Annotated in this window: 19 protein-coding genes and 1 pseudogene; 12 read left to right on the top strand and 8 right to left on the bottom strand. The window is 72.9% G+C overall.

Annotated elements, in window-relative coordinates; all coding sequences use genetic code 11:
* Window positions 1-18: 18 nt before the first annotated feature.
* The 4 genes and pseudogenes from AB0B57_RS00890 to AB0B57_RS00875 form a co-directional block, all read right to left on the bottom strand.
* Complete coding sequence (locus tag AB0B57_RS00890) at window positions 19-3033, bottom strand: hypothetical protein (protein ID WP_357064490.1); 3015 nt, start codon at window positions 3031-3033, stop codon at window positions 19-21.
* A 720-nt stretch (window positions 3034-3753) separates the two neighbouring features.
* Window positions 3754-4740, bottom strand: a pseudogene (locus AB0B57_RS00885) (choice-of-anchor A family protein); the annotation flags it as partial.
* Between the two features lie 303 nt (window positions 4741-5043).
* Window positions 5044-5373: a TraR/DksA C4-type zinc finger protein gene (locus tag AB0B57_RS00880; RefSeq protein ID WP_357063586.1), complete on the bottom strand. Its 330-nt coding sequence runs from the start codon at window positions 5371-5373 to the stop codon at window positions 5044-5046.
* A 10-nt stretch (window positions 5374-5383) separates the two neighbouring features.
* Window positions 5384-5641, bottom strand: a complete 258-nt coding sequence (locus AB0B57_RS00875) for a hypothetical protein (protein ID WP_357063583.1) — start codon at window positions 5639-5641, stop codon at window positions 5384-5386.
* Window positions 5642-5915: 274 nt separating this feature from the next.
* Here AB0B57_RS00875 and AB0B57_RS00870 point away from each other — a divergent pair, with 274 nt between their 5' ends.
* From AB0B57_RS00870 to AB0B57_RS00840, 7 genes are all read left to right on the top strand, one after another.
* Window positions 5916-6899: a zinc-binding alcohol dehydrogenase gene (locus tag AB0B57_RS00870; protein ID WP_357063580.1), complete on the top strand. Its 984-nt coding sequence runs from the start codon at window positions 5916-5918 to the stop codon at window positions 6897-6899.
* Window positions 6900-6901: 2 nt separating this feature from the next.
* Window positions 6902-7300, top strand: a complete 399-nt coding sequence (locus AB0B57_RS00865) for a 6-carboxytetrahydropterin synthase (RefSeq protein ID WP_357063577.1) — start codon at window positions 6902-6904, stop codon at window positions 7298-7300.
* Window positions 7300-8382, top strand: coding sequence for a glycosyltransferase family 4 protein (locus tag AB0B57_RS00860; protein ID WP_357064489.1), 1083 nt, complete (start codon window positions 7300-7302; stop codon window positions 8380-8382). The genes AB0B57_RS00865 and AB0B57_RS00860 overlap by 1 nt, the downstream gene beginning before the upstream one ends.
* Complete coding sequence (locus AB0B57_RS00855; RefSeq protein ID WP_357063574.1) at window positions 8379-9197, top strand: class I SAM-dependent methyltransferase; 819 nt, start codon at window positions 8379-8381, stop codon at window positions 9195-9197. Before AB0B57_RS00860 ends, AB0B57_RS00855 begins: the two co-directional genes overlap by 4 nt.
* Window positions 9198-9263: 66 nt before the next feature.
* Window positions 9264-10202 carry a lysylphosphatidylglycerol synthase transmembrane domain-containing protein gene (locus tag AB0B57_RS00850; protein ID WP_357063571.1) on the top strand — a complete coding sequence of 313 codons (939 nt, stop codon included), beginning with the start codon at window positions 9264-9266 and terminating at the stop codon, window positions 10200-10202.
* A 57-nt stretch (window positions 10203-10259) separates the two neighbouring features.
* Entirely contained in the window at window positions 10260-10925 is a 666-nt protein-coding gene (gene ribA, locus AB0B57_RS00845) for a GTP cyclohydrolase II (protein ID WP_357063568.1), read from the top strand.
* The gene (locus tag AB0B57_RS00840) at window positions 10922-11629 is read left to right on the top strand and encodes a dihydrofolate reductase family protein (RefSeq protein WP_357063565.1); all 708 of its coding nucleotides are present in this window, start codon (window positions 10922-10924) and stop codon (window positions 11627-11629) included. The genes ribA and AB0B57_RS00840 overlap by 4 nt, the downstream gene beginning before the upstream one ends.
* A 25-nt stretch (window positions 11630-11654) precedes the next feature.
* Here AB0B57_RS00840 and soxR read toward each other — a convergent pair whose 3' ends face one another.
* Window positions 11655-12113, bottom strand: coding sequence for a redox-sensitive transcriptional activator SoxR (gene soxR, locus AB0B57_RS00835; RefSeq protein ID WP_357063562.1), 459 nt, complete (start codon window positions 12111-12113; stop codon window positions 11655-11657).
* 85 nt (window positions 12114-12198) lie between these two features.
* Here soxR and AB0B57_RS00830 point away from each other — a divergent pair, with 85 nt between their 5' ends.
* Window positions 12199-13086, top strand: coding sequence for an NmrA/HSCARG family protein (locus AB0B57_RS00830; protein WP_357063559.1), 888 nt, complete (start codon window positions 12199-12201; stop codon window positions 13084-13086).
* Between the two features lie 5 nt (window positions 13087-13091).
* On the opposite strand, the gene AB0B57_RS00825 is transcribed toward AB0B57_RS00830, so the two are convergent.
* Window positions 13092-14621 (bottom strand): FAD-binding oxidoreductase, encoded by a 1530-nt coding sequence (locus AB0B57_RS00825; RefSeq protein ID WP_357063556.1) that lies wholly within the window; start codon window positions 14619-14621, stop codon window positions 13092-13094.
* A 69-nt stretch (window positions 14622-14690) separates the two neighbouring features.
* Here AB0B57_RS00825 and AB0B57_RS00820 point away from each other — a divergent pair, with 69 nt between their 5' ends.
* From AB0B57_RS00820 to AB0B57_RS00805, 4 genes are all read left to right on the top strand, one after another.
* Window positions 14691-15575 (top strand): TetR/AcrR family transcriptional regulator, encoded by an 885-nt coding sequence (locus AB0B57_RS00820; RefSeq protein ID WP_357064488.1) that lies wholly within the window; start codon window positions 14691-14693, stop codon window positions 15573-15575.
* A gap of 10 nt (window positions 15576-15585) precedes the next feature.
* The gene (locus AB0B57_RS00815; RefSeq protein ID WP_357063553.1) at window positions 15586-16047 is read left to right on the top strand and encodes a GNAT family N-acetyltransferase; all 462 of its coding nucleotides are present in this window, start codon (window positions 15586-15588) and stop codon (window positions 16045-16047) included.
* 70 nt (window positions 16048-16117) lie between these two features.
* A complete protein-coding gene (locus tag AB0B57_RS00810) occupies window positions 16118-18868 on the top strand; it encodes an Hsp70 family protein (RefSeq protein WP_357063551.1) in 2751 nt (916 codons plus the stop codon).
* A gap of 37 nt (window positions 18869-18905) precedes the next feature.
* Complete coding sequence (locus AB0B57_RS00805; protein WP_357063548.1) at window positions 18906-19478, top strand: nucleosidase; 573 nt, start codon at window positions 18906-18908, stop codon at window positions 19476-19478.
* 10 nt (window positions 19479-19488) lie between these two features.
* On the opposite strand, the gene AB0B57_RS00800 is transcribed toward AB0B57_RS00805, so the two are convergent.
* Both AB0B57_RS00800 and AB0B57_RS00795 read right to left on the bottom strand, forming a co-directional pair.
* On the bottom strand, window positions 19489-20673 hold the full coding sequence (locus tag AB0B57_RS00800) for a low temperature requirement protein A (RefSeq protein ID WP_357063545.1): 1185 nt from the start codon (window positions 20671-20673) through the stop codon (window positions 19489-19491).
* Window positions 20674-20786: 113 nt separating this feature from the next.
* A complete protein-coding gene (locus AB0B57_RS00795; RefSeq protein WP_357063543.1) occupies window positions 20787-21971 on the bottom strand; it encodes a low temperature requirement protein A in 1185 nt (394 codons plus the stop codon).
* Between the last annotated feature and the right edge of the window lie 145 nt (window positions 21972-22116).

The following is a 22116-nucleotide window of genomic DNA, read 5'->3' as shown; positions in this document are numbered from 1 at the left end:
CCTCGCGACTGTTCCGCGCTAGGCGCGGGCCCTACGCTGCCGGACGATCAGCAGCAATGTGGCGCCGAGGAGCACCGCCAGCAGGCCGGCGGTCATCCAGCCCCCGATCGGGAAGGACTCGCCGGTCACCGGGAGCTTGCCCCGCACCGGAATGGTGATGGTGGACTCGGGGGAGAGCGGTGCCGGACTGTCCGGCGGGGTGCCGGTCGCGGTCGCTGTGTTGCGCAGCGACCCGTGGTGGTAGTCGGCCTTGCTGACGGTGTAGGTCGCCGAGCAGGTGACGGCGGCGCCCGCCGCCAGGGTCACCGCCCCGTTGGCGGTCCGGTCCGGGCCGCAGGTGATCGGGCCGAGGTTCGTCGGCGCGGCCGGCGCGGTGAGGGTGTCGGTGACCGTCACGTCGGTCAGGGCCACCTGCCCGGTGTTGGTGACCACGAACTGGAACGGCACCTGCTGGCCCGGCCGACCGATCTTGTCGGTGCTGCTGGACTTCACCACGGTGATCGCCGCACCCCGGGTGGCCGTGACCTCGGCGGTGGCCGGATCGGAACGTACCGGTCCCGGCGGTTGTTGTCCGGGGATGGTCGGCGGCGTGCCGGCGGCGACGGCGGTGTTGGTGATCCGGCCGGCCGCGATGTCGGCCGCGGTGACGGCGTAGGTCGACGTGCAGGTGGTGCTCGCCCCCGCCGCCAGCGTGACGCTGCCGCTGGCCACCGGCGGCGTGCCGCAGGTGATCGCCCCGGGCGTGCCGGTGCCGGAGAACTCGGTCTCGTCGACCGTCACCGCGCTGAGCGAGGTGGTGCCGGTGTTGGTCACCACGAACTGGTACGTGACGGTGTCACCGGCCGCGGACACCACGCTGGGCGTGACCGCCTTGGTGATGGCGATCTCCGGATGCGGGATCGGAATGTCCAGCGACGACGGCGGGGAGACCGGCGGCGCCCCGATCGGTGGTGTGCCGGTGGCGGTGGCGACGTTGATCAGCGCCGTGCCGGCGAAGTCCTCGGCGGTCACCGTGTAGGTCGCCCGACACTGGATGTCAGCGCCCGGAGCCAGGGTCACCGCACCGTTCGGTGTGTTCTGCGGACCGCAGGTGATCGGCCCGAGCAGGACGCGCTCGGACGGCGGCAGCACGGTGTCGGTGACGGTCACGCCGGTGAGCGTGAGGCCACCGGTGTTGACCACCAGGAAGGTGAACGGCACCTGCTGCCCCGGCGCGGTGATCGCCACCGTCGTGGACGACTTGATCACCTCGATGTCGGCGCTGAGCCCCGCCTCGGGGATGGTCAGCGTCGAGGGCGGCGAGTTCACCGGTGTCCCCCCGCCCGGCGGCGTCCCGTGTGCGGTGGCGGTGTCGGTGACCCCGCCGTTGTCGAGGTCGGCCTGCGTGACCGTGTACGTGGCGGTGCAGTCGGTGGACGCGCCAGGGGCGAGTGTGGTGGTCGTACAGGTGATCGGCCCGAGACCGGCGTTCGACGACGGTGGTGCCTGGACGTCGGTGACGGTGACGGTGGTCAGGGTGAGCCCGCCGGTGTTGACCACGTGGAACCGGTAGGGCACCTGCTGCCCGACCGCGCCGATCGTGACGGTCTCGGAGGACTTGATCACCGAGATCGCGGCGACCAGTCCAGTCTCCGGGATCGTCAGTGTGGACGGTGGGGAGTCGATGGGGGTGTCACTGCCCGGCGGGTTGCCGTGCGCGGTGGCGACGTCGACGACCGCGTTGTTGTCCAGGTCGGCCTGGGTGACGGTGTAGGTGGCGGTGCAGGCGGTCACCGCACCGGGCGCGAGCGTGGTCTGCGGGCAGGTGATCGGCCCGAGGTTCGCGTTCGACGAGGGTGGTGTCTGCGCGTCGGTGACGGCGACGTTGGTCAGCGTGACGCCCCCGTTGTTGATGGCGAGGAACTGGTAGGGCACCTGCTGCCCGACCGTCGTGATCGACGTGGTGGTGGACGACTTGACCACCGAGATCGACGGGGTGACGTCGGCTGCCGGAATGGTCAGCACGGACTGGTCCGAGTCGACCGGCTCCTCCGTGCCGGTCGGGGTGCCGTGCGCGGTGGCGATGTCGGTCACCTCGTCGTGGTCGAGGTCGGCCTGGGTGACTGTGTAGGTGGCGGTGCACACGGTGGTCTCGCCGGGGGCGAGGGTGGTCTGCGGGCAGGTGATCGGCCCGAGGTTCGCGTTGGACGACGGCGGGTCCTGCACGTCTGTGACGTTGACGTTGGTCAGGGTGACGCCGCCGGTGTTGGCCACCAGGAACCGGTAGGGCACCTGCTGGCCCACCGCGTTGATGGTCGCGGCGGTGGACGACTTCACCAGCGCGATCGCCGGCGCGACCACGTCGCCCGGGATCGTCAACGTCGACGGCGGCGACTGCACGGGTGGGCGGCCGCCGGGTGGGGTGCCCTGCGCGGTCGCGGCGTCGCGTACCGCGCCGAAGTCCAGGTCGGCCTGGGTGACCGTGTACGTGGCGGTGCAGGTGGTCTGGACGCCGGGGGCGAGGGTGGTCGCCGCGCAGGTGATCGGCCCGAGGTTGGCGTTCGACGAGGGCGGGGTCTGCACGTCGGTGACGCCGACGTTGGTCAGGGTGAACCCGCCGGTGTTGACCACCTGGAACGTGTACGGCACCTGCTGCCCGATGGTGGTGATCGTGGTGGTCGTGGACGTCTTCACCACCGCGATCGAGGGGACCAGGCCGGTCTCCGGCAGGGTCAGCGTCGAGGGCGGCGAGTCCACCGGCGTGCCGCCGCCGGGCGGGGTGCCGTGGGCGACGGCGGTGTTGGTGACCTGGTCGTTGTCGAGGTCGGCCTGGGTGACGGTGTAGGTGGCGGTGCAGGCGGTCTGCGCGCCGGGCGCGAGTGTGGTGACGGGGCAGGTGATCGGGCCGAGGTTGGCGTTCGACGACGGCGGCGCCTGCACGTCTGTGACGTTGACGTTGGTCAGCGTGAGTCCGCCGGTGTTGACCACCTGGAACGTGTACGGCACCTGCTGCCCGACCGTGGTGATCGACGCGGCGGTGGAGGTCTTCGTCACCGCGATCGACGGGGTCAGCCCCGCCTCGGGGATGGTCAGTGTCGAGGGTGGCGAGGTGACCGGCGGGCCACTGGGCGGCGTGCCCCGCGCGGTGGCGGTGTCGGTGACCCCGTTGTTGTCGAGGTCGGCCTGGGTGACGGTGTAGGTGGCGGTGCAGGTGGTGGTCTGGCCGGGCGCGAGGGTGGTCTGCGGGCAGGTGATCGGGCCGAGGTTCGCGTTCGACGACGGCGGCGCCTGCACGTCGGTGATGCCGACGTTGGTCAGGGTCAGACCGCCGGTGTTGGCGACCAGGTAGCGGTAGGGCACCTGCTGCCCCACCGAGCCGATCGACGTGGTGGTGGACGACTTCAGCACGGTGACGGCGGCGGTGAGCCCCTGCGCCGGGATGGTCAGGGTCTCCGGTTCGGAGACCACCGGGGGACCACCGGGCGGGGTGCCCTGGGCGGTGGCCACGTTGGTGACCCCGTCGTTGTCGAGGTCGGCCTGGGTGACGGTGTAGGTGGCGGTGCACGCGGTCCGCGCCCCGGGGGCGAGGGTGGTGGCGGCGCAGGTGATCGGGCCCAGGTTGCCGTTCGACGACGGCGGGGTCTGGGTGTCGGTGACCGAGATGGTGGTGAGCGGGACGCCGCCGGTGTTGACCACGTGGAACGAGTACGGGACCTGCTGACCGACGCTGGTGATCACCGTGGTGGTCGACGACTTGACCAGGTCGATGTCCGCCGGGGTGCCGCCCGCGCAGGCCAGCGTGGTGCTGAACGGGAAGTAGTGGATCTCGCCGCCGCGGTGCTCCAGCGTACGGGTGATGACGCTGCCCTCGGTGTTGCTGGCCGAGAGGTCGGTGAGGCTGGCGTTGGGGGCGTAGATGGTGCCCTCGACCGTGGCCGCCCCCGGGGTGAGGGTGAGCGCGGTGGCGGTCGGGAAGTTGAACAGGATGTAGGACGCCTGCGGGCCGCCGATGCCGGCGAAGTTCGGGGCGGTCCAGGCGAAGTCGTTGCCAACGCCGCTGGTGTCCACGTTGACCAGTAACGGGGTGTCCGCGGTGGGCTGGCTGGCGAAGGTCAGCGTCTGAATGTTGTTCAGATCGCCCGCGCTGAGGTTGAGCACGTTCGTCACACCGGGGGTCAGGGTGACCACGGCGTTGCTGCCCGCCGGGATCGGCCGGGGCAGCACGTCACCGTTCGGTGTGCGCAGCACCACCGTGTTGTCGCAGGTGGCCAGGCCGGCGGTGGTGTCGCGGAAGCTCGCGAAGGCTCCGGCGAAGTTGATCGGGGAAGCGGGCCCGACGCTGGCGACCGGCTGCCGGGTGACCAACTCGACCCGAGGGGCGGCGTCGTAGTTGTCCGACGGCAGGATCCGGGTGTTGACCTGGGCGCCGTTGTTGTCGGTGTCCCGGACGAACGTGCCGGTCAGGTCGCCGACCTTGGCGTACCCGCTGTTGAGCACCTGGAGCCGGCTGCCGCCGACGCTGCCGGCGAAGTTCACCCGTCCACCCACGACCAGCGCGGTCGGGTTGGCGTCGCCCGGCACGACGAACGACCCGGCGGTCGCCCCGGCCAGCTGGTAGCCGCCGAAGGTGAGGTCACCACCGACGGCGAGGGTGCCCTCGTTCTCGTTGTCGAACACGCCGGCGTTGCCCTCGGTCATCACCCCGAAGCTCAGCGCCTCGGCGACCGGGTTGATCGGCCCGATGGCCTCGGCCGCGACCAGGACCCGGTTCAGCGGGGGTTCGGGTGGCATCGGTGCCAGCAGGGTGTTGACTGCCAGCACGCCGCCGACGGCAACCAGCGCCGCAGCCCGTGACCTGCGACCACCCCACGAAGAAATCCTCATCACGCCCCCGTTGTGTCCGATGTGCCAGGGGAGCGTATAGGGGCAAAAGAGAATTTAATGGGCTTTTGTCCGTTTGGTGGGTCGACTGGCCGCAGCCGGGATCGTCCCGGGTGGCAGGCCGCGCGGGCCGGACCGGTTCATCTCCGGTCCGGCCCGCGCGCGTTCGCACCAGCCCAGGTGTCACCCCTTGTGCTTCTCCTGGCACGGCACGCAGAAGCGGACATGCGGGAGGACTTCGAGGCGTTCGGCCGGGATGCTCTTGCGGCACCTCTCGCAGGCGCCGTAGGTACCATCCGCGATCCGGCCCAGCGCGCCGGTGATGTGCTCGATGTGGCGGCGGGTGGCCACCAGTAGAGCGGCCAGGTTGTGGGCCTCGCCCGGGTCGCCGGTGTCCGCGGTGAGTTCGGTCAGTTCCCGTAGCCGAGCCGTCTGCGTCGCGAACTCGTCCGCCAGGGACGCTCGTAGATCAGCCAGCCAGCCGTGCTCGACAGCGCGTTGATCGATGCTCATGGTCTGCCCTTCAGAAGAACGAGGAAAAAGAAAAAGGGCCGAAGCTTGAGTAGCTTCGCCCTGCGGTCGTTTCGGGATGCAACGATTCCGCGGGAGGGCCTCGGCCGGTGCGCGCCAGGCTCGACGTCCCGCGCGTGGGCACGATGTACAAGGCGCCGACGACCGGCACTCCCATGCAGGCCTTGCCGCGCGGAACCGTCACGACGCGGACAGCACTGCCAGCCGTCACGTCAGTGACGGCTGGCGAGCGGAAGGTCACCCACGGCATGCCCCCACCATAGGGCGGCGGATGCCCTAAAGCCAACGTCCCCTGATCCATGATCAACGCATCGGGACGGGCGATGGCACCCCGGGCGGCATCGGACTTCTGAGCACAGTCGAGGCACGGGACTGGTGACGCGTCACCAGCACGGCGAGCCGTCCTCGGCCGATCACCGGAGAACGTCGAACTGTGGACGCGGTACCTCCGTGTTTATGATCGACGGCCCCGACCGGGGACGGCCGCGCTGTTCGGCCGGGAGTAAGAGGTGAGGTGCGCGACGGTGATCCGCGAGGCGTACGCCTGCTGGGTGCGCGAGCCCGGCACGGCGGAGATCCGGCCGGTGTCGCTACCGACGCCCGGCCCCGAGGACGTGCTCGTCCGGGCCCGCTACTCCGGGGTCAGTCGGGGCACCGAGACGCTTGTCTTCGCCGGCCAGGTGCCCCCCGACCAGTACGCCGCGATGCGCGCGCCGTTTCAGGAGGGCGACTTCCCCGGCCCGGTCAAGTACGGCTACCTCAGCGTCGGCGAGGTCGAACAGGGCCCGCCGGAGCTGCTCGGCCGCACCGTGTTCTGCCTGCACCCGCACCAGAGCGCGTACGTCGTGCCGGCCACCGCCGTGGTGCCCGTACCGGACGGGGTGCCGCCCGCCCGCGCGGTGCTCGCCGGCACGGTGGAGACCGCGATCAACGCGCTGTGGGACGCCGCGCCGCTCGTCGGCGACCGGGTCACCGTGATCGGCGCGGGCATGGTGGGCTGCTGCGTCGCCGCCCTGATAGCCCGGTTCCCCGGCGTGCAGGTCGAGTTGGTCGACATCGATTCCCGCCGGGCCGGGGTGGCCGGCGCGCTCGGCGTCGGGTTCGCCCAACCGGCCGACGCCAGCGGCGACCGGGACCTGGTCGTGCACGCCAGCGCCACCGGCGCCGGCCTGCAACACGCACTGGACCTGCTCGCGCCGGAGGGCACCGTCATCGAGCTGAGCTGGTACGGCGACCGCCCGGTACAGGTGTCGCTGGGTGGGGCGTTCCACTCCGGTCGACTCACCGTACGCAGCAGTCAGGTCGGCATGGTCGCTCCCGCCCGGCGGGGACGGCGCAGCTACCGCGACCGGCTGGCCCTCGCCCTGGACCTGCTCGACGACCCGGCCTTCGACGCGCTGATCACCGGCGCGTCCCGGTTCGCGGAACTGCCCGACGTGCTCGCCAGACTGAGCACGGGCGACCTGCCCGCCCTCTGCCACCTCATCACCTACGACGACGGGGAGTGACCGTGTTCAGCGTGACCGTTCGGGATCACATGATGATCGCCCACAGTTTCCGGGGCGACGTGTTCGGTCCGGCCCAACGCCTGCACGGGGCGACGTTCGTGGTGGACGCGACGTTCCGCCGCGCCGACCTGGACGCCGACGGCATCGTCGTCGACATCGGCCTGGCCACCGAGCAGCTGCGGGCCGTAGTGGGGGAGCTGACCTACCGCAACCTCGACGACGAGCCGGCCTTCGCCGGGGTGAACACCACCACCGAGGTGCTGGCCCGCACCGTCGCCGACCGGCTGGCCGAGCGCGTGCACGCCGGTGACCTGGGCGCGGGCGCCCGCGAGCTGGCGGGAATCACCGTCACCCTGCACGAGTCGCACGTCGCCTGGGCCAGCTACGAGCGGGCACTGTGATCGATGCGGGCCGGGCGGCACCCACCGCCGGCTCGGGTAGCACCGGCCGTACGGTGCACGTCGTCCTGCCCGGCGACATCGACGACCCGGCCACACCCAGTGGCGGCAACACCTACGACCGGCGCGTCTGCGCGGGCCTCGGCGAGCGTGGCTGGGCGGTGTACGAGCACGCGGTGCCCGGGGCCTGGCCGAGCCCCGAGCCGGCCGACCGGGCGGCGCTGGCCGGGGTGCTGGCCTCCGCGCCGGACGATGCCGTGGTGCTGCTCGACGGTTTGGTCGCCTCGGCCGTGCCGGACCTGCTCGCCCCGCACGCCCGCCGGTTGCGCCTGGTCGTTCTCGTGCACATGCCGTTGGGCGACGAGGTGGAGGGCCGGGCGCTGGCCGCCGCGCGGGCCGTCGTCACCACAAGCGAGTGGACGCGCCGCCGCCTGCTGCTGCGCCATCCGCTGCGGCCCGACCGCGTCCGGGTCGCCCGACCGGGGGTGACGTCGGCGCCGCCGGTGCCTCCCGGCCCGACTGCCGGCAACCGGCTGCTCTGCGTGGCCGCGGTCACCCACCACAAGGGACACGACGTGCTCGTCGACGCGTTGACCGTGCTGCCCGAGGTGCCCTGGACACTTGTCTGCGCCGGCACCCTGACCCGGGAACCCGAGCTGGTGCACCGGCTACGCGACCAGCTCGCCGGCGCCGGCCTCGCCGACCGGGTCCGGCTGGCCGGCCCGCTGACCGGCGCGGCACTCGACGCCGCGTACGCCGCCGCCGACCTGCTGGTGCTGCCGTCCCGGGCGGAGACGTACGGCATGGTCGTCACCGAGGCGCTGGCCCGCGGCCTGCCGGTGCTCGCCACCGAGGTGGGTGGCCTCCCCGAGGCGCTCGGCCGCGGCGCCGACGGCGATCTGCCGGGACTGCTGGTCCCGCCGGACGACCCGGCCGCGCTGGCCGGCGCACTGAGCTGGTGGTGGGGCGACGACGTGCTGCGGGCCCGGCTGCGGCGGGCGGCTCTCGCCCGGCGCGACACCCTGACCGACTGGACGGTGACCGCCGCGTCGCTGGCCGCCGTGCTGGAGGAGGTGGCGCGATGACCGTCGAGGAGACCCTGCCGTTCGCCGACTGGCTGCGGCTGCGCGAGCCGGCCGACGCGGCGGCGCGGGCCGAGGACCTGGTGGACGCCGTCCGCCCCCGGCTCACCGGTGCCGCCCCGACGGTGGTCCACGACCTGGGCAGCGGCACCGGCTCGATGAGCCGCTGGCTGGCCCCCCGCCTGCCCGGCCCGCAGCACTGGGTGCTGCACGACCGCGACGCCGACCTGCTCGCCCGCGCCGCCGAGGGCATGACCGGGGTGACCGCCGCCGACGGCGCCCCGGTCACCGTGACTGTCCGGTGCGGCGACCTCACCCGGCTCAGCGCCGCCGACCTGGCCGACGGGTCCCTGGTCACCGCGTCCGCGCTGCTGGACATGCTCACCGCCGAGGAGATCGAACGGGTGGTGGCCGCCTGTGTCGGCCGGCCCACCCTGTTCGCCATCTCGGTCACCGGCCGGGTCCTTTTCACCCCGACCGATCCGCTGGACGCGGCGGTCGAGGCCGCGTTCAACGACCACCAGCGGCGTACCGTCGGCGGCCGGCGACTGCTCGGCCCGGACGCCGTCGCCGCCACCGCCGCCGCGTTCGCCCGACACGGCGTGGACGTGCGGGAACGGCCCAGCCCGTGGCGGCTCGGCCCGGAACAGGCCGACCTGGCCGCCGAGTGGTTCCGGGGTTGGCTGGGCGCGGCCTGCGCGCAGCGTCCCGACCTGGCCGGCCCCGCCCAGGCGTACGCCGAGCGTCGGCTGGCCGACGCGGCGGCCGGTCGGCTCAGCGTGCTGCTCGAACACACCGACCTCCTCGCGGGTGGATGAACTGTTCACGCCCTGGGTACGTGGACTAGGGCAAGAGAACGATCTTCAAGGGGAGGGCCGGCGTCGATGTTCTGGGCCTGGGCACGAGTGGTCGGTGGGGTGGGTCTGCTCACCGTCCTGTTGTGGCAGGTGGGCACCGGCCCGTTCCTCGCCGGGGTGCGGTTGATCGACGCGCCCGCGTTGGTCGCGGCGCTGTCCATCGGGGTGCTCACCACGGTCTGCGCGGCGTGGCGGTGGAGCCTCGTCGCCGGTGGCCTTGGCGTGCGGCTGCCGCTGGCGACCGCGGTGGCGCACTGCTACCGGGCCGTCTTCCTCAACGCCACCCTGCCCGGCGGGGTGCTCGGCGACGTGCACCGGGCGGTCCGCCACGGCCGGGACGCCGGGGACGTCAGCCGGGGCATCCGCGCGGTGGTCTGGGAGCGTACCGCCGGGCAGGTGGTGCTTGTCGGCGTCGCGCTGGTGGTGCTCGCCGCCTTCCCGTCCCCGGTGCGGACGTATCTGCCCGTCGCCGCCGCGCTGCTGGTCGCGGCCGGACTGGTCGCGGTGCTGCTGGCCCGGGCCGTACCCAACGCCGGCCCGTCGCGCTGGGCGCGGGCGCTGCGCACCGCCGGGGCGGACGTGCGGTCCGGGCTGCTGTCCCGGCGCACCTGGTTCGGGGTGCTGATCGCCTCCACGGTTATGGTCGCCGGTCACCTGGCCACCTTCCTGGTGGCGGCCCGCACCGCCGGATCCGACGCCCCACTGGCACGGCTGCTGCCGTTGACGCTGCTCGCCCTACTCGCCATGGGGCTGCCACTGAACGTCGCCGGCTTCGGCCCCCGCGAGGGGGTGGCCGCCTGGGTGTTCGGCGCGGCCGGCCTCAGCGCGGCCGAGGGCGTCGCCACCGCCACCGTCTACGGTGCCCTGATCCTCGTCGCCAGCCTGCCCGGAGCCGCGGTGCTGCTGGTGCGACGGAACCGACACCCGGTCGCCGCCCGGGAAGCCGTCCCCGACGGCGGCTGTTGAGTCGGTGGTGAGGAACACGCGTCGCCGCGCGTCGGTGGCGCCGGACAGAGGAGTCCCATGCCCGCAGCATTGCCGGTTGCCACGATCCGTACGCAGGTCACGGTGCCGTTGACGTTTCCCGACGGCTACACCACGACCGTCCGGGTGTTCTCCTTCAAGGGCCTGGTGGACGCTCGGGAGCACCTCGCCCTCGGCCTGGGTGACTGGGCGGGCGCCCTGGACCGGCTCGCCGCCGGGGGAGAGCCGCCGCTGGTCCGCCCGCACAGCGAGTGCCTGACCGGCGACGTGTTCGGCAGCCAACGCTGCGACTGCGGGCCGCAGTTGCGCGAGGCGGTGCAGCGGATCGCCGCGACTGGCGGTTTCCTGCTCTACCTGCGACAGGAGGGACGCGGCATCGGCCTGTACGCCAAGCTCGACGCGTACGCGTTGCAGGACGCCGGGCTGGACACCTACCAGGCCAACGTGGCGTTGGGGCGGGGTGAGGACGAGCGGGACTACACCGCCGCCGCGCAGATGCTCGCCACGTTGGGCGTGCCACGGATCCGACTGCTGAGCAGCAACCCGGACAAGGCCGCGCAGTTGACCCGCCTCGGCGTGGACGTCGCCGAACAGGTGCCCACGAGCGTCTTCCTGTCCCCGGCCAACGCCGACTACCTGGCCGCCAAGGCCGCCAAGGCGGCGGAGGTCATCTCGGCCGCGCCCGACCTGCCTGTCGACAAGTGAGCGGCACACCGGCGCCGAGGCGGCCGTACGTGCTGCTCAGCTGCGCCACCTCGATCGACGGGTACATCGACGACGCCTCTGACCAGCGGCTGCTGCTGTCCAACGACGACGACCTGGACCGGGTCGACGCGGTGCGGGCCAGCTGCGACGCGATCCTCGTCGGGGCCGGCACCGTTCGCCGCGACGACCCCCGGTTGCTGGTGCGTTCCGCTGACCGCCGGGCCGAACGGGTGGCGTGTGGTCGGCCCGCCTCGCCCACCAAGGTCACCCTGACCGCCCATGGTGACCTCGACCCGACCGCCCGGTTCTTCACCGCTGGTAACCCCACCCGGCTCGTCTACTGCGCCACCGGCGCGTTGGAGAAGACCGAGGAACGCATCGGTCGACTGGCCACCGTGGTGGACGCGGGGGAGCCGGTCGACCCGGCCTGGCTGCTGACCGACCTGTACGCGCGGGGCGTACGGCGGCTGATGGTGGAGGGTGGCGGGACGGTGCACGCCCAGTTCCTCGCCGCCGGTCTCGCCGACGAGCTGCACCTGGTCGTCGCCCCGTTCTTCGTCGGCGACGGCCGGGCGCCCCGGTTCGTCGGCGAGGGGCGCTTCCCCTGGCACCCGGGCCGGCGCGCCCGGCTGGCCGAGGTCCGCCAGATCGGCGACGTGGTGCTGCTGCGCTACGCCCTCTCCGACCGCTGCACCGAAAGCTGACGCCGGCTGCCATGCCGGAGGCGCGTCACCGGGGCGTTGGCAGGCGGCGGGCGCCGGGGCCCTCGCGGCCCAAGACGTCGCGGGGGTTGGTCAGGTGGCAGGCCCGCAGGGAGAGGCAGCCGCACCCGATGCACGCGCTGAGGTCGTCCCGAAGTGCCCGCAGGTGCGCGATCCGAGCGTCGAGGACGCCGCGCCAGGCGGCGGACAGGCGAGCCCAGTCGTCGCGGGTGGGGGTGCGCTCGCTCGGCAGTCGATCGAGGGCCTCCCGGATCACCGTGAGCGAGATGCCGACGTGTTGGGAGGCCCGGATGAACGCCACCCGGCGCAACGTGTCGCGGCTGTACCTGCGCTGGTTGCTCGGCGTCCGGCTGCTGCGGATCAGGCCCTTGCGCTCGTAGAAGTGCAGCGCGGAGATCGCGACGCCGCTGCGGTCGGCGACCTGGCCGACGGTGAGTTCGTGGAATGTGGTGCGAGCCCTGGGCATGAGACCAAGCCTAGGGCTTGACCTCAATTGAGGTTGAGGCCAGAGAATCGGCGGCGTCCAGAGCCGCGAATCAGGGAGCACCCTCATGGCACACGTTCTCGTCATCGGCGCCACCGGCAAACAGGGCGGTGCCGTCGCCGACCTGCTGCTCCAGCACGGCCACGACGTCGTCGCCTACGTGCGGTCGCCCGCGTCGCCCGCCGCGGTGGCGCTGTCCACCGCCGGAGTCCGGCTGGTCACCGGCGACCTGGCCCACCCCGAGGGCCTGACCGACGCCGCCAAGGCAGTCGACGCGATCTTCGGCCTGTCCGTACCGTTCGGAACCGGCGGTAGGGACGAGGAGGTCGCCCAGGGACGCCACCTGGTCGATGTCGCGGCCCGCGCCGACGCGCACCTCGTCTACTCGTCGGTGCGCGGCGCCGGCCGGTTGGCGGCTACCGACCTCGACCACGCCGACAGCAAGCGACTCGTCGAGGCGTATCTGCGGGATCAGCAGGTCAGGGCGACGGTCCTCGGGCCGGTGTACTTCATGGAGAACGCGCTCAACGTCGGGTTCAGCCGCCTGACCGACGGTGTCCTGGCCAACCCGCTCACCGCCGGCAAGCCGCTGGACCAGGTGACCGTCCGCGACATCGCCGGCCTCGCCGTGCACGCCATCGAGCACCCGGACCGGTTCGTCGGCGAACGGATCGACGTCGCCTCCGACCGGGTCACCGGCGACGAGGCGGCCCGCATCCTCGGCGACGTGCTCGGCCGCGAGATCCCGTACCAGCAGATGCCGTTGGACCAGGTCCGGCAGTGGGCCGGCGACGAGATCGCCGACATGTTCCAGCGCTTCGAGGAGAACACCGACTTCGTCGACATCGACGGGCTGCGCGCCAGGTACCCGGAGGTGACCTGGCACCGCTACGCCGACTGGGCCCGGACTGTCGACTGGGACCGCGTCCTCGCCGCCCGGCCGAGCTGGCAGTAGTCCGCCTACTGGCCGGGTGGGCGTACCGACAGGTCGTGGTGGAAGACGTCGCGGGGGTCCCACCGGGCCTTGACCTGTTGCAGTCGCGGGTAGTTGGGGCCGTGGTAGAGGGCGGGCCAGGCCCGGGTGTCGGTGCGGAGGTCGACGTCGGGGTAGTTGATGTACGCGCCGTGCGGGGGTACGCCGCCGGTGTCGGCGTACATGTCCCGGTAGAACTCGCGGATCCAGGCCACGGCGGCGGTGTCGGCGGCCGGGTCGGCCCAGCCCGCGAGGTAGAACAGCAACATCGACGCGTCGCGGTGGCTGGCGGCGGTGGCGGTCGGCGGCACGGCGTTGATCGCCCCGCCGTAGGTGTTGAGGCTCAGCGAGCCGGTCAGGAGGCTGTCGTCGGCGCGGGTGAGGTGGCGGTAGGCGACACGCAACTGGCGGTCGGTCAGGGGTGTGCGGTGGAAGGCGGACTTGACCTTCAGCCGCCAACCCTTGCCGTCGTCGTCACTGTGCAGTGTCGCGGCCAGCCAGGGGAGCGTCTGCGCGGAGACCGTCGGGGTGACGCCGACGCCGTCGCCGAGCGCCACCACGAGCTCGTCGAGCAGGTGTCTGCTGTCGTGCGGGACCTGGCCGGCGAGGGTGTGACCACCGGCCTGCGGGCGGAACAGGATCAGCTCCCCGTACAGGTGTCGTCCCCGCGAGTCGGGTGCGCTGTTGCGGGCGCACCACCTGCCGAAGTTGCCGGCGAGCCGGCAGAAGCCCGCCTCGTCCATGCCGGCCCACGGCCAGGTGACGGTGAAGTCCACCACCCGCGCGGGCGGCGTGGGCAGCGACCGGAACCAGTACCTGGTGACGACGCCGAAGGTGCCTCCGCCCGCGCCGGTGTGCGCCCACCACAGGTCGCGGTGCGGATCCGTCGGCTCCCGGGTGGCCACCACCGCACGGGCGGTGCCGTCGCGGTCCACGACGACCACCTCGATCGCGGACAGGTGGTCGGCCGCGAGCCCGTGCAGGCGGGAGAGCCGACCGTAGCCGCCGCCCGCGACGTGGCCGCCGACGCCCACACCCGGGCACGATCCACCCGGGATGGTCACCCCCCAACCGAGAAAGAGCCGGCGGTACGCCTCACCGAGCGTCGCACCCGCCTCGACGGCGAAGCCGTACCGTCGCGGGTCGTGGTAGACAGCGGTCAGGCCGGACAGGTCGATCACCATCCGGACCGCCGGGTCGTCCACGAACCCCTCGAAGCCGTGTCCGCCGCCGCGTACCGCCACCCGCCGGCCGGCGCGGACCGCGTCCTGCACGGCGGAGACGACCTGTTCGGTGGAGCCGACCACGCGCACCTCGTCCGGTGTGCCCACGAACCGTCGGTTGCCGCGACGGACGAGGTCCGCGTACCGGGGGTCGTCCGGCAACACCCGGACCGGTCCGAGTGGGGGCGGACAATCCGTCGGCGCCGCGGAGGCGGAGGCCGGGGACGGACAGAGAACGGCCGCGGACGCGACCGCGCCGGCGCGGAGCAGATCCCTGCGACTGGGCTGATTCATGCCGTCGATCCTGGGTGTCCGCCGTGGACGACGTGGAGTACTTTCGTCACACCGTGTGCCGTGACGAAAATGGGGGTGGCCGTGCTCAGCGGCCGGTGTGTCGAGTGCGACGCCGACCTGCCCGGCGGCTCCGGCCGGGGCCGCCCCCGCCGCTACTGCTCGCGCCGCTGCCAGGCCCGCGCGTACCGCTGGCGTCGCGACCACGGTCCCACCGCGACGTCGCGTCGCGTCCCCGGTCCCACCGCGACGTCGCGTCGCGAGCATGGTCCCACCGCGACGTCGCGTCGCGTCCCCGACCTGCCCACGCCCAGCGGCGGCGACCCCCGCGACCGGCTGGTCGGCCTCGCGGTCGAGCTGGCCGACTCCGAGGGCCTCGACGCGGTGTCCATGCGGGTGCTCGGCCAGCGCGCCGCGATGCCCGTCCACACCCTGTACCGGTACCTTCGCAACCGGGGCGAACTGCTCGCCGCGATGGCCGAGCGCATCACCGCCGCACGGATGCCCGGCGGCGCACCCGGGTGCGACGACCCGCGCCAACAGCTCGAACGGCTGGCCCGTGACGAGTGGACGATGTACCGGCGTCATCCCTGGCTGCTGGCCGTCCTCGCCACCGACCGGCCACCCACCGGGCCGGCCGTCCTCGCCATGGTCGACCGGTTCGTGGCGGCGTTCACCAGCGCCGGCTACGACGCCGCCGAGGCGTTCCGCTCCTACCTGGTGCTCAGCGGCTACATCCAGGGCATGGCCCTGCTCATCCGGCGCGATCCGACCGACACCACCTACCCCGCCTGGTGGTCGGCGACCCGCGTCCGGCTGGAGCGGACCGGCCGCACCCAGCGGCGACCCTGGCTGGTCGCGGCCGGACAGAGCAGCCCCGAGACGGCCCTGGACACCTGGTTCCAGTTCGGCCTGCGCCGGCTGCTCGACGGCCTGCTGTCCGGCCCGGCCCGATAGGGTGGCCGGCGTGCCGCGACTCGTGCAGATCACCCCGGACAACGTGGAAGCCGCCTGCCGGGTGAGCGTGCGACCGGACCAGGAGAAGTTCTCGTCTCCGGTCGCCTGGTCCCTCGCCGAGGCGTACGCGCAGCCCGACGTCGCGTGGCCACGGCTGATCGTCGAGGGTGACGAGATCGTCGGCTTCCTGATGGGCTTCTTCGACATCGTCTGGGACCCGGCTCGCCCCGACGACAGGCGCTCGGGCCTGTGGCGGCTGAACATCGCCGCCGAGCACCAGGGTCACGGGTACGGCCGCTTCGCGGTTCGGGCCGTCTGCGCCGAGGCGCGCGAACGCGGGCACGACCGCGTGTTCACGACGTGGGAACCGGGGGCGGGCGGCCCGGAGCCGTTCTACCTGAAGCTCGGCTTCCGTCCCACCGGGGAGACCAGCGGCGGCGAGGTCGTCGGCGAACGGCACCTGACCGACTGATCAGCGGTGCGGCGTTGCCTGCGTACGATGCGGGGTCGAGTTCCCCTCGTCGCGCGGAGGTATCGGGCAGATGGCAGGCCAGCACGAGGGTTTCGCCCTCGGCGTCGACCTCGGTACGTCCAACACGGTCGCGGTGCTGCGCTGGCCCGACGGGCGGACCCGCCCGCTGCTGATGGACGGTCAACCACTCAGTCCCTCCGCCGTGTACGCCGACCCGGACGGCACCCTGCACACCGGGTGGGACGCCCGGCGGTTGGCACAGACCGACCCGGGCCGGTTCGAGGCGAACCCGAAGCGCCGGGTGGACGAGCCGACAATCGTGCTCGGCGACCGCTCGTACCCGCCGGCCGACCTGCTCGCCGCGGTGCTGGCGGCGGTCGCGCGGGCCGCGGTGGGCGCCGTCGGCTTCCTGCCCCCGGCCGTGCTGACCTGCCCGGCCGCCTGGGACGCGACGCGGCGGCAGGTGCTCGCCGACGCCCTGCTGCTGGCGGGCTGGCCGCAGGTGGCCGAGCACACCCTCGCCGGGCCGACACCGCCGGGCACCCGGCTGCTGCGGGAGCCGGTGGCCGCCGCCCGCTACTACACGCAGGTGCTGCATCGTCCGGTGCCCGTCGGCGACGCGATCGCGGTGTTCGACTTCGGCGGCGGGACGCTCGACGTCGCGGTGCTGCGCAACGAGGGCGCGGACCCGTGGGGTGACTCCGGATTCAGCGTGGTCGCCGACGGTGGTCTGCCCGACCTGGGCGGGCTGGATCTCGACGCCGCCCTGGTGGGTCGGGTCGGCGAGCTGCTCGGGGAACGCCACGCCGCGCAGTGGGCCCGGCTGCTCCGGCCGGCGGACCCGGCGCAGCGCCGCGACCAGGTGCGGCTCTGGGACGAGGTACGAGGTGCGAAGGAGACGCTGTCCCGTTCGACAGTGGCGCCGGTCGCGGTGCCGGGGGTGGCCGAAGCCGTCCAGCTCACCCGGGCCGACGTCGAGCGGGTGGCCGCGCCGCTGCTGCGCCGCGCGGTGGACCGGGCCCGGGAGGTGATCGCCGCCGCCGGGCTCAGCCCCGACCAACTCGCCGGGCTGTTCCTGGTCGGTGGCTCGTCGCGGATCCCGCTGGTGGCCCGGATGCTGCACACCGAACTGGGGGTGGCGCCGACGGTGCTCGACCAGCCGGAGCTGCCGGTGGCCGAGGGCGCGCTGACCGACCTGCCGCTGCGCCGACCACTGCCGGCGTACGCCGGGCCACAGCTCGCCCCGCCGACCCCGGTGAGTCCGCCCGCACCGGCTGGGTCGGTCGGAGCGGCTGGGCCTGTCGGGCTGGCTGGGCCTGTCGGGCTGGCTGGGCCGGCTGGGTCGGGCGGGGACGTGCCGCCCGTACCGTCGCAGCCCTGGCCGGGCCCACCCGCGCCGGCGGGCCCGGGTTGGGCGGGCGCACCGCCGGCGGGACCGCCCACGCCGGGCCGGGCGGGCGCGGCGCGCTGGCGGCGGGCGCGTTGGGTGGTGCTGGGCGCGGTGCTGGCCCTGCTCGGGGTGGGCACCGCCGCCACGCTGTACCTGACCCGGGACCGCTACCCCGATCTGGAGTTCGCGTCGCTGCGCGAACTGTCCCGGCCGAAGGCCGGCGGCGAGCGGCCGGCCGGCATGTGGACGGCGGTGCTCGGCGACCGGGCCTACCTCGGGTACCCGCTGCCGGACGACCGGCTGGAGGTGGTGGCGGTCGACACCGGCACCGGTGACGAGCTGTGGCGCAGGGCGACAGACGTGCGGGCCGACGACTGGGAGGCGATCATCGCCGTTCCCGGGGCGGTCGCGGTCCTCGCCGACGCACCGGGCGACAACACCCCACGCCCGCTGGCTGTCCTCGACGGTCGGTCGGGCACGCAACGCTGGCAACGCGCGGTCCGGGGCGACGACGAGATCTACTTCGCCGACGACACGGCGGTGCTGGTGGACCGTGCCGCGGCCCAACTGGTCGGCCTGCGCCTGAGCAACGGCGCCCAGAAGTGGACCCAGGCCAACCCCCGCGACCAGTACGACAGCAGCCGCACCGTGGTCCGGCCGGTGGGCAGCGACGAGGCGGCGGGCGGACCGGCCTTCCTCGACGGCACGCCCCGCAACCCGTGGACGAGCAAGGGGCGGCGACTCGTCCAGGTGGGTGCGGACCGGTCCGTGCGGCTGCTCGACATGACCTCCGGCAGGGTGCTGCGCCAGTGGGGCAGCGTCGCCGACCTCGACGATCTGGTGGTCGCCCACGAGGACCGCCTGTACGTGGTCGCCAACGAGGGCGGGTACCAGTTGCTGGCGTACGACCTGGGGTCCGACGCGGAACCGGTGGTGCTCTACCGCTCCGGGAACGACGAGCAGCGCGCGAAGGCACTTGTGGCGTGCGGTGAGCGGCGGGCCTGCCTGTTGCAGGTGCCGAACAACGACGTCCAGCGCACCGAGGTGGTGGCGGCCACCGAGGGTGAACGCACGGCCCACTGGCCGGCGCCGGGCGTGACCGACCTGGTGCCGGTGGGGGAGCAGGTGCTCGCCCAACGGGAGTACCCGGAGCCGACAGTCACCCTCTTCGACGCCGCCGGCAAGCCGGTGTTGCGCGACCGGGGTGGGGTGGCGGTCCGGCTGGACGAGGGCAACCTGCTGGTCTTCGCCAAGGCACCCGGCACGGTCGCGGACAACCGCGTACTGGCCGGGGTGTGGACCGAGTCCGGCGAGGTCGACGAGTTGGGCGAGCTGAAGGACGTCCGCAGCGCGTCCTGCTCGTGGAACACGCACGTGATCGCCTGCGGCGCGGACGAGGACTTCGTCCTGTACCGCTTCACCAAGGACTGACCCCACCGGTGCGGCGGTCACCTCGTACGATGCTCCGGTGAATCTTCGGGGTACGGTCCGCGCCGATCGTCCGTTGGTGGTGCTCGCCGTCGGGGAGGAAGCCCGCTACCTTCCGCCCGGGTTGCCGGTGCTGCTGACCGGCATGGGCAAGGTGAACGCCGCCAGCGCGGTGGCCGCCGTGCTGGCTGCCGGGCCGCGCCCCAGCCTGCTGCTCAACCTGGGCACGGCGGGTGCGCTGCGCCCGGGGTGGGCCGGCATCCACGAGATCGCCACCGTCCTCCAGCACGATCTGGACACCGACCTGCTGCGGACGCTCACCGGGGAGACCTGCGGTGCGCCGCTGACCCTGGCCGCCGAGGGTGCCGTGCTGGCCACCGGCGACACGTTCGTGGCCGACGACGCGGCGCGGGACCGGTTGGCGCTGCGTGCCGACCTGGTCGACATGGAGGGGTACGCGGTGGCGTGGGCGGCCGCGCAGGCGGGTGTGCCGTGCCGGCTGGTCAAGCAGGTCAGCGACGAGGCGGGCGACGGCGCGGTGCGCAGCTGGCAGGAGTCGGTGGACGCGTGCGCCCGGGCCCTCGCCGAGTGGGCCGGCCACCACCTCGCCTGACCGTCGACGGTCATTCGGCGGGCCCTCGCGGTCGGAGCCCCCGCCTGGTCTCCCGGCTCTGCCCCCTGGGCAGCAGCACGTGCACGGCCAGCCCGAGGGCCACGATCGCGGTGACCAGCACCGGTGGCCAGCGGCCGGCCCAGGGCAGCAGCAGGGGCGGCAGTTGCGAGGCCACGCGAACCCACGGCACGCGGCCGGACAGCAGATAGGCGAACAGCACCCGGCCGAGCACGAACACCAGGGGCCCGCCGATGATCAGGACCAGCCACCGCACCGGTGTCGTTCCGGTGGGTCGGTCGACGACGAGGTCGAAGGAAGCCGCCGTGACGAGCACGCCGACCAGGAGCACCAGATGGGAGTACGGAGCGATCCGGGTGGACCGGCCGGGCTCCGACGAGGCCGCGGTTTCGAGCAACTCGCCGGCCCGATAGACGTAGATCTGCCACAGCAGCAGCATGATGGCGAACGCGCAGAGCAGCGCGGTGACCCTGGAGCGGTCGAAGTCGCTGCGGCTCAGCTCCAGGGTGGGCACCAGGATGATGTCGCCGAGGGCCAGGATGACGAACTGCTGGTACCGCTCGCCCAGGTGGCCGGTGGTCCGGTCGTACTGTTCGAGAGGCACCCGGCCGAGCCACGGTGTGGGGTAGCGTGCCGCCGCGGAGAGCAGGTCGATGGCGATCGCGGTGGTCCAGATCCACCACCGGGCGGTGCCGGCCAGCGCCCCGACGATCCAGAGGACGCCGGACACCAGGAACCAGAACAGGAACCGGGTGGCTCGCGCCATGGCCGCGGGGTGCTGCTGCCGGTACAGGGCGCTGAGCAGGACGATGCCGCGCACCACGTGCGTGCCGACGTAGGCGAGTGCGAAGGCCAGCGACTGCCCTCCGGTGACCATCGGCAGCGATGCCGCCATCCCCACCGATCCGACCATGGCGACCATCAGGATGGCCTGGATGGGGCGCTGCTGAGGGTCGTAGAACTCGGTCGTGGTGGAGGTGACCGACCAGGTCCACCAGATCGCGACGAGCAGCAGCGCCACCGACGCGCTCTGGGCCCAGGACGTCTGGTCGGCGAGCAGCTTCGAGGTCTGCGCGAGCGCGGCCACGAAGACCACATCGAAGAGCAGCTCCAGCAGCGTCGCCCGGGTCGACCCGTCCAGACGGCGTACCAACGCCGGGGTGCCTCCGGTGGTCATGCCCGGCCTCCCGCCGTGTCTTCCGAGAATTATCGGCGGCCCCGGCGCGGACGTCCCCGGATCGGCGATTCCCGCCAAGCGGGGAGGAGAGGGATCGGTGCCCCCGGGCGCGGTCAGGCGTCGTCGGTTCGCCGGACGTTCAGCCCCGGCGCGGTCTCCCGGTCTCCGGCGGGGACGACGATGTGACCGGCCAGCGCGAGCGCCACGACGGCGGCGACCAGCAGCGGCGGCCAGCCGCCGGCCCACGGCAGCACCAGTAGTGGCGTGAGCTGCCAGGCAACTCGCCGCCATGGCACGACCCAGGACACCAGCAGGGCGAACAGGACGCGACCGAGCACGAACAGCGTCGGGCCGCCGACGATCAGCACGAGCCACCGCACCGGTGTCGTTCCGGTCGGATGGGCGACGACCATCTCGAACGAGGCCGCCGTGGCGACCACACCGGCCAGCAGGACCAGATGGGTGTACGGAGCCAGCCGCACCGGCCGGTGCGCCCGGGCCTCGGCCGCCACCATCAACTCGCTGGCGCGGAAGACGTAGACCTGCCAGAGCAGCAGCATGGTGGCGAATGCGCAGAGCAGGGCGACGACCCGGAGAAACCGGAGTTCGCCCCGGCTGACCTGCAGGGTCGGCAGCAGGACGATGTCGCCGAGGGCCAGGATGACGAACTGCTGGTACCTCTCGCCCAGGTGCCCGGTGATCCGCTTGTACTGGTCGATGGGCACCTTGCCCAGCCGGGGCGTGGGGTAGCGGGCCGCCGAGGCGACCAGGTCGATCGTGATGGCGATGGTCCAGAGCGCCCAGTTCGGACTGTTCGACAGCGCGCCGGTGACCCAGAAGACGCCGGACACCGTGAACCAGAAGAGAAACCGGGTGGCCCGCTCCCTGGCCGTCCGGTGCCCCTGCCGGTGCAGGACGACGACCAGGATGACGCAGCGGGTCACGTGCGTGCCGACGTACGAGAACACGAAGAGCAGCAGGTGCGCGACGCTGACCATCGGCAGCGCCACCGCCATCCCCACCGAGCCGACCATGGCGATCATCAGGACGGCCTGGATCGGGCGCTGCCGCGGGTTGTAGAACTCGGTGGTGGTCGCGGTGAGCGACCAGGTCCACCAGATGGCGGTCAGCATCAGCAGCACCTTGGCGCTGCCGGCCCAGGTGCGCTCCTCGGTCAGCAGGGTCGACAGCAACGCGAGGGCGGCCACGAAGACCACGTCGAAGAGCAACTCCAGCAGCGTGGCCCGGGTCGACCCCTCCATCCGGCGTACCAGCGCCGAATTTTCTCCGGTGGTCATGCCCGGCCTCCCGCCGTGTTTCCGAGGATTATCGGCGGCGTCGGCGGGGCCCGTCCCCGGATCGGCGATTCCCACCGGCCGGGGAGGGGACGGCCCGAGGTTGCCACGGCGCCGGACCCGGGGCGATGCTTAGGGGCATCCATCA

It is taken from the genome of Micromonospora sp. NPDC049101 (genome assembly GCF_040648675.1).
GTDB lineage: Bacteria > Actinomycetota > Actinomycetes > Mycobacteriales > Micromonosporaceae > Micromonospora.
Note: the sequence above shows the minus strand (reverse complement) of the source record. Positions and strands in the feature narration are given on the sequence as shown.